Origin of the sequence: Tolumonas auensis DSM 9187 (assembly GCF_000023065.1) — a bacterium.
Classification (GTDB): domain Bacteria; phylum Pseudomonadota; class Gammaproteobacteria; order Enterobacterales; family Aeromonadaceae; genus Tolumonas; species Tolumonas auensis.
In genome coordinates this window covers 2,099,353-2,116,002 of the sequence record NC_012691.1, presented here as the reverse complement: position 1 = coordinate 2,116,002, position 16,650 = coordinate 2,099,353, and the positions used below count along the sequence as shown (strand labels likewise).

Below are 16,650 nucleotides of genomic sequence, written 5' to 3'. Positions count from 1 at the left end.
TGGTCCGTGCCGACGAAATCAACAGTGCCTACGAGAGGCTACTGAAAGGCGAGGTCAAATACCGTTTCGTGATTGACAACGCAACCATTGCCGTTTGAAAACGGCTAACCTGGAGATGTAACCATGAATAAACCCGATATATCTGGCCACGCAATTACTTATCAGGATAAGCCTGATGCTGAACGCCGCAACTTTCTTAAAATGAGTCTCATCGGTATCGTTACTTTACTTGCTGGTGCATTTACCATGAATCAAGCCTTCGCAGAGTCACAAATACAACTCAGCGATAAGTGGGACAAAACCTTTGCCCAAAGTAGCAAGGTTGACCACAAAAAAGTTACTTTCAAGAATCGTTATGGCATCACTTTGGCTGCTGACTTGTACCAGCCGAAAAATGCCAGCGGCAAACAAGCAGCGATAGTTATCGGCGGCCCGTTTGGCGCGGTGAAGGAACAGTCGTCGGGGCTTTATGCTCAGACTATGGCGGAGCGCGGATTTATTACGCTGGCTTTCGACCCATCCTACACAGGAGAAAGCGGTGGTGAGCCACGCAATGTCGCCTCACCCGATATCAACACAGAAGATTTTAGTGCCGCAGTGGATTTTATTGGCCTTCAACCTAACGTTGATCGCGAGCGTATCGGCATCATCGGTATTTGTGGCTGGGGTGGAATGGCATTAAATGCTACTGCGGTAGATAAGCGCATCAAGGCTGTTGCAACCAGTACTATGTATGACATGACGCGCGTCATGTCCAAGGGCTACAACGACAGCGTCACCTTGGAACAGCGCACGCAAAGACTGGAGCAACTGAGCCAGCAGCGTTGGAAAGATGCAGAAAATGGCGGCCCAACTTATGGCCCTGTTGCCAATGAACTGAAAGGTGGCGAAGCGCAATTCCTGGTGGACTATCACGACTATTACAGAACACCGCGTGGCTATCACCCTAGAGCGGTCAACTCGAATGGCTCGTGGACGCTTACAACTCCGCTGTCGTTCATGAACATGCCGATCTTGACCTACATTAAGGAAATCTCACCACGCCCGATTTTGTTCATTCACGGGGAAAAAGCTCATTCGCGCTATTTTAGCGAGACCGCTTATGCAGCTGCAGCGCAACCAAAGGAACTCATGATTATCCCTGGTGCGAACCACACCGATCTGTATGATCGCGTGAACGTGATCCCGTTTGACAAGCTGACTGCATTTTTCAGCACCAACCTCAAGTAGAGCGCAGGCCATGGCACATTTCACGGATAGACGGAAAACACGTAAGAGCATCCTGCTCACCTTGCTGGTTATCTGTGGCCTATCTGTGAGTATGGTCTTAGCCGGTACTGCCGGGAGCGACAACGCTCCCGGTCAAGGTCAAGAAGGAAAGCTGCGTGTGAATATCCGTATTTCCATCGGATCAACCATTATGGTCGCGACATTGGAAGATAACCCGACTGCGCGGGATTTCGCCACGCTGTTGCCGTTGACTGTCACCCTGCGGGATTTCAGCGCCGCTGAAAAAGTCAGCGGCGCTTTGCCCAAGCACCTTTCAGAAGACGGCGCACCGGCGACTGATGCAGGGGCTGTGGGCGACATAGCCTATTACGCACCGTGGGGAAATATCGCGTTCTACCGTGGGAGAGGTCCTGACGCCTCTGGTGTCATCAAGATTGCAAAGATCATTTCCGGCATAGAGGCACTCAACCAACAAGGTAACGTGCGCGCGACGATTTCCCGCAATGACTAAATCAGCTATCGATTTCATTTTAAAGTATCACATAGAAAAGCGGTCTTTTATTTCATATTATGGAATAGTGAAATCGTATATCAAGAATTAATAATCAGAACAATAAGGTGTACAAAAGACTTAACTTTTATTGAGGATCTTTTGTATGAACAATTTTACATTTTACAATCCAACAATGATCGATTTTGGTAAGGACAAAGAAAAACAAATAGGTCAACATCTGAAAAATAATAATATCAATAAGGTGTTAATTACATTTGGCAGTGATCGCATAAAACACAGTGGTCTTTTTGATACAGTTGTTGCATCGCTTAAAGATCATGATATTTCTTTTGTTGAATTCGGTGGCATCATTAGCAACCCAATTTTATCAACGATATATGATGGGATTAAATTTGCAAAAGAGAACCAAGTTGACGCTATTCTTAGCGTCGGTGGGGGATCAGTACTTGATAGTTCAAAGGCGATTGCTGCAGGTGTGAAATATGAGGGTGATGTTTGGGATTTTTTCTGTGGTAAGGAAAAGATAAACGCTGCATTGCCTATTTTCAGCATTATGACGTTAGCTGCAACTGGAAGCGAAATGAATAATGGCGCTGTAGTGACGAATGAGAAAACCAGACAGAAATGGGCAATAGCATCTGTACATACTTTTCCAAAAGTATCTATTATAAATCCAGAGTTGATGCAAAGTGTCAGTAAAGATTATCTTGTTTATTCAGCATCGGATATTATCGCCCACACGATAGAAGTTTATTTTACTGCAAAACTTCAACCTGAAATTTCCTCCAGAATTGTAGAGTCAATTATCAAAACAGTAATGACGACTACGGAAATCTTAATATCAGAGCCAGATAACTATGATGCAAGAGCTGAGTTTGCATGGGCTTCTTCGTTAGCTTTAAATGGTTTAACGAAAGCTGGGGCAATGGGATATCAATATCCAAATCATATGATCGAACACTCACTATCTGCGATATATAATGTACCACATGGCGCTGGTTTATCTGTTGTAATGCCTGCATGGATGAAATGGTATTACAATAATAATACGAAGCAATTTGAACGTTTTGCGCGCGAAGTCTTCGGAAAAGACTCTGCTCTTCAAGGTATCGAAGCGTTTGAAGCTTGGCTCAATAAAATTGGCACACCAACAAGACTGAAACAATTAAATATCCCCACGGATGATATTAATGAGCTAGTGGATAATGTTTTTGATAATGCTAAATATTTCGGCGCTAATGAGTTATATACAAAAGATGTCATTGCATCAATTTTAGAAAAAGCCTTTTAAATACAAGCCAATTAGGGGGTGCATAGGGATTACTCTAATTGGCAAAATGCCCTGGTTTTATTCATGTAAACCGCAGGGCACAGTATAAAAACTTTTAAGCTATATTTTTGCTGCTGAAAATGTGTTTATGACCATAACACCAATGAATATCAAACCAATCCCAAATATAGTCGGCATATTTAGCTTCTCTTCAAATAGTTGCCAACCAACTAATGTAATCAAAGAGATTCCCATTCCTGACCATACTGCATACACAACACCAACTGGAATTGATTTTAGTGTTAATGAAAGGCAATAAAATGAGATCGCATACCCTAGTACGACCAATAAGATTGCGAAAAGATGCTATGGCTCGATCTTTGGTTAGTAGGGATATGCGGACTTCATGGGGAAAGCCAAGTTGCTTTAATTCAAGCGGGAAAGGGACTCGGGAGTAGTTGTTGCCGTTGCCGTTGCCGTTCCGGAGCAGGTAGCTGGCCATAAATGTGACACCTGATTGTGACACCAGCTAACTCACAAGCTCCAAAAACAAAAAGACCACTGATTTCTCAGTGGTCTTTTCGCTAGAAGATGGCGGTGAGGGAGGGATTCGAACCCTCGATACGTTGCCGTATACACACTTTCCAGGCGTGCTCCTTCAGCCACTCGGACACCTCACCATATTTTTTTGTCTAGCGGGAACGCCTTGCGTATTACCCTTTCGACGGGGCGCTACTCTAGGGGAAAGGGCATATTGGGTCAATCCTTTTTTGTAAAAAAATCCTCATGCTAGGTGGTTTTGCCGCTCATCCGTATAATCAATGGTCAGATTGGTAAAAAGGTAATCAATAAATGCGGTTGCAGGTAACGTGTGAAGATCGATTAGGGTTGACCAGAGAGTTGCTGGCGCAGCTGGAAGATAACCGGATTGATCTGCGGGGCATCGAAATTGACGTGGCAGGTATCATTTATTTGCATCTGTCCGATGTTGATTTTGCCAGCCTGCAAAAATTGTTGCCTGATCTGCGCCGGATCGCGGGTGTCATGGATGTGAAAACAGTTGGCTATATGCCATCGGAACGTGAACATCATGAAATACAGGCATTGATGAAAGCCTTGCCTGATCTGGTTTTTGCTTTAGATATCAAAGGTCGCCTGACTCAGGCGAACGATGCCGTGCTGAATATTCTGCGTTTATCGCTGAAAGATATTCAGGGCGTGCAGGCGGGCAGTTTTCTGAAGGGATTTGCTTTTCTGCAGTGGTTGTCTTCTGAAAGTCCACAGCCTGAAACCTGTAAACTGGTTTTTGCCGGTGAAGAGTTCCTGGCCGATATTCTGCCGATATTCATTCCGGATACGCAGGGCGTTTCTCATCTCGCAGGTGCCGTGGTTGTGCTGAAATCAGCGCGACGGGTAGGGCATCATTTCAATCTGCTGCACAGCTATGACGACAGCAGTTTTGAACAATTCACCGCTGAAAGTCAGGTGATGCAGCAGTTATTGCATCAGGCACGCCGCTTTGCAATGCAGGATCAGCCGTTGCTGATCATGGGCGAGACGGGGTCCGGAAAAGAGATGCTGGTGCGTGCCTGCCACCGGGCGAGTCTGCGAGCCAATGGCCCGCTGCTGACGCTGAATTGCGCCGCACTGCCAGATGATGTGGCGGAGCATGAACTTTTCGGTTCTGCCCCCGGTGCGTTCGGGCCGGACTGGCCGGGCAAAAAAGGGTTGCTGGAACAAGCCAGTGGCGGTGCATTCCTGCTGGATGAAGTCGCTGAAATGTCGCCGTTATTGCAGAGTAAATTGCTGCGTGTACTGCAGGACGGACGTTTCCACAGAGTCGGGCAGGAAAGTGAGGTGACAGTGGATGTGCGGCTTTATTGCACGACACGCAAATCACTGGGAGAACAGGTCCGGAAAGGCTTGTTCCGCGAAGATCTGTTTTTCCGTCTGAATGTGCTGACGCTGGAGATGCCGACGTTGCGCCAGCGTCTGGCCGATATCATGCCGCTGGCACAACAATTCTGCAGCCGGATCAGTGAAGAACTGCAGCGGCGACGTCCGCGTTTTTCCCGTTCGATGACGGAATTTCTGAACAGTTACCCTTGGCCGGGGAATGTCCGGCAGCTGAAAAATGCGCTGTATCAGGCGCTGACATTGCTGGAAGGGGATGAGCTGACACCGGATGTGCTGCGGCTGCCATTAATGGATGCGCATGAATCGACGGCGGAGCAGTGGTTTGAAGGCTCCTTGCCTGAGGCTACGAAGCGTTTTGAGCGGTTAATGCTGGAACGGTTATACCCGCTTTATCCGTCCAGCCGGCAACTGGCACAGCGTCTGGGGCTGTCGCATACGGCAGTGGCGAATAAACTACGTGAATACGGGTTGAATAAAGCAGAGCCAGTCTGACTGGCTCTTGTGGGAGAGTAATAAAGTATCATCCTAACCTGCATCCCATTGCTTTAATGGAGCTACAACTGAGTATTAAAGTTCATACTGAACGTAACTCGTTTCTGGACAAAAATGCTTTAACCCCTAACAGCTAACACCCGTTGTTCGCATGAAAATAAATATGGTCAATTCTGATGGGTGTTAAGCGCAATTACCGAGAGTCAGCGATGATTTTGAAAATCAAAATGACTATTTTTAAATAAGGAATAGAGCTGATGATGACAAAATCTCCAGCTCTGCTTATTTAGTTTAGTGCTTTTGATACTTTTGAAAGTATTGATTAGCAAGGGATTGTGCTTTTTCTAACTGCTTTGGTTTTAAATGAGTAGCCGCCTCATCTCTGTTTATCGCTGCGTTTTGAGGGGATAGTGTATTAGGTTTGACATAACCTAAGCGAACATCGAAGTGTAGTTGCATCGCTCATACAAGAAGTTATTACAATTAGGGTATGCGTCTAATTTGGCACAAAAACCATTTGTTTAATTTTGGAAACTAATCTACGCTATTTGTGCGCGTTTATTACGCAACAACAGACTACTGCGACCATAAAGACGAACATTGTTCGGCAAATTCTGGTTCACGGTATTCTCTATAAATTAAGGGTTAGAACGGATCTCCTTTGGGGTGTTCTAATGTTTAGTGAATGAGAGGATGCATCATGATTACTTACACTTAATCTCCATAGTTAAACCATCACAAATTATTTGTGACCTATGCTTTTTTATTTTTCAACGTTAATTAATTTGGCGGGATTAAACTCGCCTATGAAAAGGTAATACTATGGATAATCCCACCCCTTTACCCCAGAAAGCAAAGCCGGCAATTACATTATTTATAGGGGATATGGCCCGCTCATTGGAAAATTACGCAGCCATAAACTACAGGACAGAGTTAAGTCACATGCATGTGCTTCATGCTGTGTCTTCACTCTGGATAACTGGCACTACGGCTTATGAGGAGTTGTATGCACAAGTAACCAGTCTTCCGGTTTACATGCAGCAAGATCCATTTGTTCTGATGCCTGTATATGACTTTGCTGGGTTTGCTGCCACCTGCAAACGATTAATGGGAACAAACATCACTGACAGACAGATCCTAACGCTCACAAAACTGGCAACAGAAATCATAGACAAAAAGCTCAATAAGCATCGTTATGACAAAGACATTCCAGCCAATATCTCAGCAAAGAATGCGATCATCTGTGATTTTATGAGCGGGATGGGGCATATGCAGGACGCCGGATACGATGTAAACATGTTGCATCATCTGTCTGGCTCATGGAAATACATGTATGCCATAGTCCCTATCAATGATCGCTATGATGCCATTTACTTGTCTGATGCATCGCGGAAGAAAGGAAAGGGCTCTGTCGAACTGACATCAAAAGCGAAGGATACATCGGAGTTTACATCACTGTTGATGTTTGCAAATCGACTGGCAAATGAGGGTCGACTGCCAGTCCAATTTGCTCCTTTGATTGTAGATTACGTCACTCCAACAAGAGATTCATGCGCAGGACAACCTGAGTATGAAAAAGTGATTTTCCAATCTCCTATTGGTTCTACGCGGTCGGTAGATACGGTAATGCCATCGGGGTATGCGTGCATGCAGTTTGCCAAGTATGCAAACACACCGATACTTCCTGAAGAATTACCATTTGTTATGGAAAGCATGATTGAACTGGTGAAGCATTTGGAAAAAGAGATCTGCAGTTAATTTTGAGATGTAAAGGTCATTGATTAAAAACACATCAGTGCCAACTATTTCTCTGATTTATACATTAAAGGAGTTATTACATGCCAAAGATGACTGAAATGGAGTTTAACAGCGTCAAAAATAACTTTATTTCTGAATTTGCGTTCGAGCAAGCTCTAAAAACGTTTGCAGACGATGTAAATAAATCTATTGCTGATACATTGGCCATCAAAGAATTTAGACCTATCGCTCTAGATTTTGAAAGACGTATGAGAGAAAGCAACCAAGAACCGTATGTTTACTGTCGTAATCTAATCAACGATCTATCCGGATACACACAAAAAGGATTTAAAAAACTTATGAAGGCTGGAAGAAAAGACCTTACTGTTGAGTTTTTAGTTTCAGACCCTCGTCATCAATCTTTGTTTAGTGATGCTGCAGGAATCAATGTTGTTAAAGCTGCCAATGAGCGCATAACAAATCCGGCATATTGGGCGTGAATCAGCAGTTAAACCGCAACATCCACTGTTCAAGAAGAGTTAAGTGTCCACTTGTTTTAGTGGACACTTGATGCATCTAACTAATCCTCACGGAATGAGCAGTAGTTTTATCAGCTAGTTCAATCTATGTAATACCAACCTGTGAAGTGGCAGGAAGAGCGTTTCATGTCCTTTTATTCTATAAGTGAATATTCAGATGTATCCATTGTCTGGCAGGCGTTAAACTAATAGTTCAGACCTAATTTGGTTTTATGCATTGATAAAAAGTTAACAAGATTAATCATCGGTTCACTCGGCGTATCTTTATCTAGAAATAGCTCTATTCAATAGGTGTTTTGTCGATAGTAAAAAGTTACATCAGGAAGTAACAAAATCAAAAGTAGTCAGTATTCGATTAAATAAAAGGGATAAATATGGAACTCATAGTTGTAAGCTCTGAAGGGCTAAAGAAATCTGAGCACGAAGCAGCTCTTCTACTACGAGACAGTCTCCCTGAGCATTGGGTTGGCTATGCGGGCTTCCTGATGGCCGACACTAAAGGCAAGACAATGGAGATCGATATGTTGATCTTCACAGATGATCGAGTGCTGCTTGTCGAACTAAAAAACTTGGCCGGCACCATTGAGATGGATGACCGTACTTGGTATCAAACAACCCCCAACGGTCACATTATTAAGCATGCGTCGCCTATCGAGGTTAAACGTGAACATGCTATGCGTATCAAGTCGCTATTTAAACGGGATTTGGTTAATCGATGGGGAAATACTTTCTTCGAAGTGCAGCCTATGGTTGTTTTGTGTGGTGAGGCTAAAGTGCTTCGTACCACGCCAACCGATGCACCTTTGGTTGTTCATATCAATAATTTCAAAAATATAGGTGACAAACAAATCTATAAAGAAATTATTCCTCAGGACAACGCTCAATACTTTTTCGACAAAAATCCACATCTTCGCCCTTGTAATCGCAATCAAATCAATATATTCGATGATTGGCGACGTGGCGGTAAAGCCATCCAAAAGCGCTATCGCAATGAAGCAAGCTATATTATCCCCGAGCTAAACGAACCAGCATTTAGAGGACCTAAAGGTGTCTATAACGAACATATAGGGGAGCATACTCGTGATGCTGAAGATAAAGCATTAGTTCGGATCTGGAATTTTAACAATCTACACAATGTAGATACCACTATGACTGTGCGTGCACTCCTTGGACTGCGAGAAGAACGTGCAATCCGTTATATTCATAAGATAGATCGCCAACTAAGTGATGATTATCTGCTTAATTTTAAGCACGATCTAAATGAAGATACGTTGCCGGTAGACATGGCTGAAGTATATAGCCTTCCGCCAATGGTTGAACGCCTAGATGATTACCTAAATACCTCACACCTAAATGCCGAAGATCGGCTATCAATGATCCGCTCAATATTAACCCCCTTAGCATCAATGCACGCAATTGGTGTATACCATCGAGATCTAAGCTCTGCTCGTCTATGGTGGGATAAAACTCGTGGTTCAGTGCTTATTAGCGGTCTGCTTAGCAGTAAGTTTCCTGACTTGGGAAACACATCTCTTGCTGATTTGCGTCAAGAGCTAAACAGTTCTCGTGTTGAAATGCCTGAAGATGTTCTTGGCGCAACAGATATACTCAGTCAAGCAATCGATGTATTCCAAATAGGGGTTTTGCTCTATGAAGTTGCTTATGGGACAAAGTTACCTAGTCCTAAAGATGGTTGGACTGAATGGGTAGAGCCAGCCTTAGAGAGTGACCCTTTTGAGGGGCGATTACATGGTTGGTTTCAGAAAGCTTTGGATCCAGAGGCTAATAATCGTTTCGACAACGCAGGTCAAATGCTTGAGGTCTTGGCGCAATTGGTGAACATGCAGAATATCGACACCAATCAAGACAAGCAACGAGTGCTTGATGAACTTACATCATACGGTTCACAAATAATACCCATGATGTCGTTCTTGCAAGATCCTAATTTCCCGCCTGAACAAGATATGATTCGTCAACGCATTACCTACCGTTCTAAAACTTCTGACGGTAAGCTATGCATTGTTCGTATATTCATGTCTGCTCGCCCTAATCCTGACAACCATGGTCAATCACTACGTCTACTGCATTTCCTGAATCGCTGTAAAATTGCTAGTAACAATATCTTACCAATACCAAAGATTCTCGATTTTGGACATGGTATGAACGGAACTCATGTTGTTCAGGAATTTGTTGATGGAATTGACCTTGAAAAGTGGATGGAGAAAAAAGGTAACACTTACGAGAAAAGATACTTAATTGCAGACAATATTATTCGTGCTATCAACAAGATACATGATCTTGAACTAAGTCACGGCGATCTCAAGCCTGAAAATATTCTTGTGCAAGAAAATGATGGCAAGCTAAATGTAGTTCTCTTGGACATGTTTGATATGGATCTCAATGGTCTTTCCCCCAGCAACTCCACGTACTCGCCTAAGTCGGATGTTAGTGCTAGTGCTCGTGACCGCTATGCAGTTTATCTTCTAGTCGATGAAATCTTTGGTGGATGTGCGGACAAGGGGGCTACTAAGATTCGTGTTGAGATAAAGAACGCACTAGGTGATGATTTGCAATCTGTTCCTCGTGATCTTGAGCTACTACGTAGAACTATGACGGTAGCTAATGAGCCGGAACCTGTAGCTATAGAGCCAATCTTATTTTACCACCCAAACATACATGAAAATGGTGAAGAGTTTGAGATGGACTCAGGCGTTTACCACTTCTCGGCTCGCCGTCAGGCGAATCGTCTTACAGTGTTTCTTTGTGGTTTTACACATAAATTAACTGTAAACCTAAACATTGAAGGAAATGAACTTCATGATGGAAATCGCTCATTTTTCGGCAAGTTGAGTGGTCAAGATTTGACTACAGACTCTCGTTTCCTGCAGAGGAAGAATCGGGGACAGATGCCGATTGAGCAGCCGATACAATTGAAAAAACTTAATGCATCAACTAATAACAACGAATTTATTGAGTACATAGAGAGTCTTCCGGTAATCCGCCAGTTATTAAATACAGAACCTAGTGTTGAACAGCAGTTACCGATGCCTGCTAATGGCTCTGTACCGGTTAAACAACTATGGCAACGTTTAGTTGATGTAGAACGAGAAACCTTACCTACCGTTACTGTAACTAAAGATGCGGTAGAAAAAGGTAACGTAGTTCATGTGCAAATTGCTGAAAACATAAATGATTTTGAGTTTGATTATGATGACGAAATCAATGTGTCTACTGATCAATTTGAAACTCTCTTTGGACAATTGGATATTAAAGCATCAGGTGATGGCTTGTTGGTGCTTAAGGAAAAAGTTGGGTCAAATCACTTCCGTCTTAAAAACATTAAAGAAGGAGTGACACTGACACTATCAAATCAAGGTTGTGATATAAGCTGGGCGCGTCGTAAGGAAGCATTGAGTCGAGTGCTGTCCGGAGAAGCAGTAATGGGAGATTTAACTGAGCGATTCATTTCTGGGGCAGACGGTGATCAACCTCCTTCCTTGCCTAATATTACCGAAGAGCAGTTAAAGCGTTACAACCTAGATGAATCGAAAGAGAAGGCATTTAGATACGTACTGGAGAACCCTTTTAGCGTACTTATGGGGCCTCCAGGTACGGGTAAAACCACTTTATCAAGTGCTTTACTTCACCACTTGATGACATCAGGGGATGTTCGCCGCATTCTCGTTGTCAGTCAATCGCACATTGCTGCAGACGAAGTTGTAGTACGTGCCCGAGACATGATGATGAAGATCGCGGGCGAGCATGCTTCAGTTGGAATACCCAGCATTGTTCGTCTTGGTGATCGTGAACGCATATCTAAGGAAATGCTTGATGTGCATACTTCTGCTTTGCAGGATCAAATGCGCACTAAGTTCCATAGTGAGCTTGAGATTCGAATGTTATCTCTTTCTGCCCGTCTAAAACTGCCAAAATCATTTGTGTTGGCTGCGGCAGGTTTATATCGCACTTGTGGCCTAGAGCTATTTCAATTTGATCTTGCTCGCTTAGTGTTAATCGATGCTAAACGAGAAGCCGAGGATAAACCAAAGGATAACGGAGTAAGAGAAAAGCTAAATCTTGCTGAACGTAGAATGGAACAATTAGCATTTTCTCTTGAGGGACGACTAAAGACACACACTGACTACCCAGAGCAAATACTTCGCCACAACAACCCCTTAATGGCGGCTTTGGAAATAATAGCCGAAACACACCAGGTTCATAATCCACAACGCATTAAGCGCATGGCTGATGTAATTAAGGTGACTCATCTTTGGTTCCAACGTCTTGCGACCGATCAACGTGGCTATGCTGCCTTTGCTGCGCGAACTCGACAATTGGTGGTTGGTACCCTTGTTGGTATTGGATCAGAAGCTTATCAGATTCATAAAAATTCATTCGATATGGTAATCATTGATGAGGCAGGTCGTGCAACCTTCTCTGAGCTAGCGATTGCAATGCAGTCGGCTAAGCGGGTTTTGCTAGTTGGTGACCATAAGCAACTAGCTCCTAGCTACGATGTAGATCATATAAAAGATGTATGTCGCACTCTTAACTTGAGCAAGGATGAGGTTACCAAAACAGACTTTGAGCGCGCCTTCGAGCTTAATAATGGTCAAATGTTGTCGACACAATACCGAATGGTGCCTGCGATTGGTGAGATTATCAGTCAGTGCTTTTATAGCGGCGAACTTAAGACTGGTCCGAAAGCTTCGCTTGATTGGATGAAGTCGCTACCCGAGCCTTGGAATAAGAGTGTTTCTTGGATCGATACCTCTGGTAATGGCTATCTAGAAAAAAATACTGCCAAAGGTGGTGTTTCCAACGATGCAGAGGTTGAGCTGTTAAGCAGCTTATTACATGAATTAGTTAGCATTGATGGTACTGTGGAACAATTGAAAATGTGGGGTAAGAACGACTCGACCCCACCTATAGGGATCATCACTGGTTACCGTAAACAAGTTGAACTTCTTGAGCTTAACCTTGAAAACGCTGCATGGGCTGCTGGTATCCGTGATCTAATAAAGATCGATACCATTGATTCATATCAAGGCTCGGAGAACCGCATCATCATGCTAAGCCTTGTTCGTCATAACGCTAATAATAAAACTGGTTTTATGAATGATAACGCCCGAGTGAACGTGGCATTATCTCGCGCCAAAGAGCGCTTAATCATCGTGGGTGCTGGTGCAATGTGGACCAAAACAAATCCAGAAGCGCCATTAAGCCGAGTGTTTAACTTCATCAATAGCCATACCGGTAAAACAGATAGTGAGTACTTGATTGTTAAACCTGAAGATATTGCTGATGTGAGTCAATCTAAGACAGAGGAAGAATTCAATGCGTGAAACTCTATCTCTTAAGAATCAGCGCATAGAAGTGCCGGCTGACTATGATCGATTATTACAAACTATTACTTTGTGTGCACCGACACAAAAGATCGAACTGGATATTGATGTAACCAATAAAATAAGTCTGCCAGCTATCCTAGAGTCTGCTTTGCTGCTAGTTGCTCATATTGAGACTATCTCATCAACAGAACTAGCAAATTTCTTCGGCTTAAACGAGCATGAACGAGATGTCCTTGTTTCCGATATGCTCGTAAGTGATTTAGTCAAGTACAATGACGAAGGTGATCTAACTTCAACAGCTAAGCTAACAGCACAGCGTCGTGATGGGGCTGTTGACAATGGGATCATTATTGAAGAGGTAAAGAACTTCCGCACCTTTACTTACATCGATCTGTGTACTGGGCATATCCAGCCGCGTTCAGAAGAGGACCCTCAAAAAGGTCTTCCTTTAATGACTCGTACTTACAACAATAAAGATTATAGTCAGATACTAGCTAATCAGTTCGATCGTTTTAAGGTATGTCTACCCGATAGTTTTGCTGAATTGAAGAGTCCTAAAACGCATCTTTATCGTGTTAACAGCGCTACCGTTATTCATTCTGGGCTGCCACAGCAAATTACCTTGAATATACATGCCGCTCATGACCCGTTAAAAGGTATCCGGCTAGACACCCGCCTAGTGGACTATAAGGATGCTCATTGCTCATTGGTTCAAAAGTCAGGACTTGTTGATACGGCAATAGAGTGGCTGAAGGAACAACAAAATGAACGTCCTAGTTCTACACTTGAAGACTACTGTGAACTTGCGTGTGATGACGTGATTAAGCGTTACATCAAGCAAGACTATACATCTAAGCGGCAGTATCTTGATCTACCTAGATTGTTGCATGACCGATACTTACGTAAAACATCATACAATAACCAAGCAATAAGAATGATGATTGGCCCAATGTATGCGCCTACCTCAAGCAATCGAGAGACCATACTACAATGGGTGCATCGGCAAAGCATGAATAAGCAGATGCATCAAGGGATATGGTTAGGTGCTGATCATGAATTATTCGGTGCGAGTCTAAGTCTTCAGTCCTTTGTTAAAGAGATGAATTGTGAACTTCAGAAAGGAGAGCGTAACAGTAGTCTAAACCTTGTGTTTCAAGCAGATAAACGTGGTGGTCTCAATTACCAAGCGACTTGCGAAAAAAAGAATACATTTATATACCGCATTGACAGTAACCTGTTGTCTTATCTTGAGGGGAAAATTGATACCCATTTGGAAATGATGGTGTTTCCTGGTGAGAATGGGTGCGGTCTTATCCAATATCACGCACAAATTGCTCCGGAGCTCGGGCTCGGTCGTTTAACGTTGCCGGTAGGTTATTTTACTACGGATCCTGAGGTTGTTAGTCTTCTCTGGAACATTCTTCGTTCGCGAATTCAGAGTAAAGTGACTCAGTTCAATACAGATACCGATGTGGACTGCATCAATGAGCAACTTCAATGTGAACCGAGCAAATTGGACAGTATGTTGGTTGAGCGTTCCACCATGCGACTACAAGCATTGGTTGATAAGTTTAATAACAAGTAATCAGATGATGTGACAAAATAACCAAAGCTTCGCAGTCGCGAGGCTTTTTTTCACCATCAGAATGCATGTCACTCTGAAACATTAAGTTCATGCGATACAAACAATGCAGATGAACGTTAAGCAATATGCATTGGATTCATTTATAACTTATCGTGCCACTAAATTGTCGTGTGTGGTATTAATCAGAAGATATTCACCTCACCACCGGCAACTCACGCCAGTTAGTCGTGTATGCCGGTGACAAATGTTCCCGCTTCATAGACCATGCTCTGGTTATCCTTTCACCAGCAAACCAAACCTTCCCCTTGCCGCTATGGTTGATGGTATCTAGCACCTGCATTAATACCCTACTGTTATCCCGAATGTGAGACTCACAAAACAGGTCTGGGTGAACACTTCAATAGTGATCACTTTGACTGGAATTCTGGTGGTGTTGTGCAGCTACTGTATGAAATTGGCCACCTGTTATGTGTTCTGGGGTAATTTTATCACCTCCAGTCTGGTGGCCAAATTCACTATTCCACAACAGGTAGGTGTTTAATATGATTGAAAAAACTAACAGATATAAAAATATTGTTAGTTATAAATACCTTAATTTTGTGGCTTCATTACACTTGTTTTTATGCTACGAAAGCATCGGAAGATGCAGGTGATGCTCATTCAGGCTCCCCAACAGCGTTTATTACACCCGTATCGCTACTTCTCTTTCACTGCGTGAAAGAGGCTAACCAAAAGAACTCAAATTCTCGTTACTCACCAGAGAACGCAAAATTGCGTATCTTCGCAATATTGAACAAGTTCAACTCATTCTTGGCCTGTTTGATAAAGCTATGGTCACCATGCAGGATTTTGCTGATTTCAAAGCTGAACTGGCAGAAGCCATTAATGAGTTATAGTTTTCGGTCGGCGATGGATTAGTATTTGTATGGTAGAGGGCTAGCAAGTTTATTGTTCTACTGCTCCGGGCTAACTTACTTTGGGGCATTTTCGTGTTAGAAATGGAAGTGTACTGAGCCTATGCTGCCATTAATGGATGCGCATGAATCGACGGCGGAGCAGTGGTTTGAAGGCTCCTTGCCTGAGGCTACGAAGCGTTTTGAGCGGTTAATGCTGGAGCGGTTATATCCACTTTATCCATCCAGCCGGCAACTGGCGCAGCGTCTGGGGCTGTCGCACACGGCAGTGGCGAATAAACTACGTGAATACGGTCTGAATAAAGCAGAGCCAGTCTGACTGGCTCTGACATTAGTTTTTAGCTGTATTGATGGGCTGAGAAATCAAATTGATATCCCGATCATCAATTTTCAGATACCAGAGATCCGTATCCCAGTCACCGAGCACAATTCTGCGTGCTGGCTGATTGCTGCTTAATGTCACGTCATGGATCTGCGGCCGATGCGTATGGCCGTGGATCATCAGTGTGGCCTTATGCTGCTCAAAGCATGTGATAACGCTCTGCGGTGTCACATCCATGATACTACGGCTTTTTTGCTGCTTACCTTTATGACTGCCCTGACGGATTTGCTGTGCGATTTTTACACGACGGGATAAAGGCAAATGCAAAAATATCCATTGAAGCCATGGCCAGCTGGTGATGCGGCGAAAACGCTGATAGGCCTCATCATCCGTGCAAAGCTGATCACCGTGTAACAACAAGGCTTTTTCTCCTGCCAGCTCGCAGGGATAAACCGGCGGTAGCAGTGTCATGCCACATTCCTGGGCAAATCGTTTTCCGATCATAAAATCGCGATTACCATGAGAATAAAACAGCTGACAGCCATGATTGGCTAAGGTTCTTAATGCATGGGTGATCTGTTGCTGTAACGGCGATTGTTCATCATCACCAATCCAGAACTCGAACAAATCACCGAGAATATAGAGCTCATCGGCAGTTCTGGCCTCAGTTTCTAAGAAATGGATAAATGCCTGGATCAGATCAGGGCGCGATTCACTGAGGTGCAGATCAGCAATAAAGAGTTTAGTCATGAGTCTTCGTTAAAAGAGCCATACCGCGGTAA

General features: G+C 43.6%; 11 protein-coding genes, 1 tRNA gene and 1 pseudogene. 9 read left to right on the top strand and 4 right to left on the bottom strand.

Annotated elements, in window-relative coordinates:
- The first annotated feature begins 123 nt into the window (after positions 1–123).
- The 3 genes from TOLA_RS09830 to TOLA_RS09820 all read left to right on the top strand — a co-directional run bounded on the left by TOLA_RS09830 (position 124) and on the right by TOLA_RS09820 (position 3,035).
- Positions 124–1,230: an alpha/beta hydrolase gene (locus TOLA_RS09830; RefSeq protein WP_015878999.1), complete on the top strand. Its 1,107-nt coding sequence runs from the start codon at positions 124–126 to the stop codon at positions 1,228–1,230.
- A 157-nt stretch (positions 1,231–1,387) separates the two neighbouring features.
- Entirely contained in the window at positions 1,388–1,741 is a 354-nt protein-coding gene (locus tag TOLA_RS09825) for a cyclophilin-like fold protein (RefSeq protein WP_218916106.1), read from the top strand.
- A 145-nt stretch (positions 1,742–1,886) separates the two neighbouring features.
- Positions 1,887–3,035, top strand: a complete 1,149-nt coding sequence (locus TOLA_RS09820; protein WP_015878997.1) for an iron-containing alcohol dehydrogenase — start codon at positions 1,887–1,889, stop codon at positions 3,033–3,035.
- 99 nt (positions 3,036–3,134) lie between these two features.
- Here TOLA_RS09820 and TOLA_RS16530 read toward each other — a convergent pair whose 3' ends face one another.
- Both TOLA_RS16530 and TOLA_RS09815 read right to left on the bottom strand, forming a co-directional pair.
- Positions 3,135–3,362, bottom strand: coding sequence for a DMT family transporter (locus TOLA_RS16530; protein ID WP_245534208.1), 228 nt, complete (start codon positions 3,360–3,362; stop codon positions 3,135–3,137).
- 244 nt (positions 3,363–3,606) lie between these two features.
- A tRNA-Ser gene (locus TOLA_RS09815) sits at positions 3,607–3,694 on the bottom strand.
- Between the two features lie 172 nt (positions 3,695–3,866).
- Here TOLA_RS09815 and tyrR point away from each other — a divergent pair.
- The 5 genes from tyrR (at position 3,867) to TOLA_RS09790 (ending at position 14,632) form a co-directional block, all read left to right on the top strand.
- A complete protein-coding gene (tyrR, locus tag TOLA_RS09810) occupies positions 3,867–5,423 on the top strand; it encodes a transcriptional regulator TyrR (RefSeq protein WP_015878996.1) in 1,557 nt (518 codons plus the stop codon).
- Between the two features lie 822 nt (positions 5,424–6,245).
- Positions 6,246–7,181, top strand: coding sequence for a hypothetical protein (locus TOLA_RS09805; protein WP_015878995.1), 936 nt, complete (start codon positions 6,246–6,248; stop codon positions 7,179–7,181).
- Between the two features lie 80 nt (positions 7,182–7,261).
- Positions 7,262–7,660 (top strand): hypothetical protein, encoded by a 399-nt coding sequence (locus TOLA_RS09800; protein WP_015878994.1) that lies wholly within the window; start codon positions 7,262–7,264, stop codon positions 7,658–7,660.
- Between the two features lie 413 nt (positions 7,661–8,073).
- Entirely contained in the window at positions 8,074–13,044 is a 4,971-nt protein-coding gene (locus TOLA_RS09795; RefSeq protein ID WP_015878993.1) for an AAA domain-containing protein, read from the top strand.
- On the top strand, positions 13,037–14,632 hold the full coding sequence (locus tag TOLA_RS09790; protein ID WP_015878992.1) for a hypothetical protein: 1,596 nt from the start codon (positions 13,037–13,039) through the stop codon (positions 14,630–14,632). Before TOLA_RS09795 ends, TOLA_RS09790 begins: the two co-directional genes overlap by 8 nt.
- A 193-nt stretch (positions 14,633–14,825) precedes the next feature.
- On the opposite strand, the gene TOLA_RS16525 is transcribed toward TOLA_RS09790, so the two are convergent.
- Complete coding sequence (locus TOLA_RS16525) at positions 14,826–14,972, bottom strand: DUF4113 domain-containing protein (RefSeq protein ID WP_083757762.1); 147 nt, start codon at positions 14,970–14,972, stop codon at positions 14,826–14,828.
- 713 nt (positions 14,973–15,685) lie between these two features.
- On the opposite strand from TOLA_RS16525, the pseudogene TOLA_RS09785 reads away from it, so the two are divergent.
- Positions 15,686–15,865 (top strand): annotated as a pseudogene (locus tag TOLA_RS09785) (TyrR/PhhR family helix-turn-helix DNA-binding protein); the annotation flags it as partial.
- Positions 15,866–15,877: 12 nt separating this feature from the next.
- Here the strand turns inward: TOLA_RS09785 and TOLA_RS09780 are convergent.
- Positions 15,878–16,618, bottom strand: coding sequence for a UDP-2,3-diacylglucosamine diphosphatase (locus TOLA_RS09780; protein ID WP_015878991.1), 741 nt, complete (start codon positions 16,616–16,618; stop codon positions 15,878–15,880).
- Positions 16,619–16,650: the final 32 nt, after the last annotated feature.

Coding starts and splice junctions, on each gene's coding strand:
- TOLA_RS09830 (WP_015878999.1), top strand. CDS start 124: ATGAATAAACCCGATATATCTGGCCACGCAATTACTTATCAGGATAAG.
- tyrR (WP_015878996.1), top strand. CDS start 3,867: ATGCGGTTGCAGGTAACGTGTGAAGATCGATTAGGGTTGACCAGAGAG.
- TOLA_RS09805 (WP_015878995.1), top strand. CDS start 6,246: ATGGATAATCCCACCCCTTTACCCCAGAAAGCAAAGCCGGCAATTACA.
- TOLA_RS16525 (WP_083757762.1), bottom strand. CDS start 14,972: ATGCAGGTGCTAGATACCATCAACCATAGCGGCAAGGGGAAGGTTTGG.
- TOLA_RS09800 (WP_015878994.1), top strand. CDS start 7,262: ATGCCAAAGATGACTGAAATGGAGTTTAACAGCGTCAAAAATAACTTT.
- TOLA_RS09790 (WP_015878992.1), top strand. CDS start 13,037: ATGCGTGAAACTCTATCTCTTAAGAATCAGCGCATAGAAGTGCCGGCT.
- TOLA_RS09795 (WP_015878993.1), top strand. CDS start 8,074: ATGGAACTCATAGTTGTAAGCTCTGAAGGGCTAAAGAAATCTGAGCAC.
- TOLA_RS09820 (WP_015878997.1), top strand. CDS start 1,887: ATGAACAATTTTACATTTTACAATCCAACAATGATCGATTTTGGTAAG.
- TOLA_RS09780 (WP_015878991.1), bottom strand. CDS start 16,618: ATGACTAAACTCTTTATTGCTGATCTGCACCTCAGTGAATCGCGCCCT.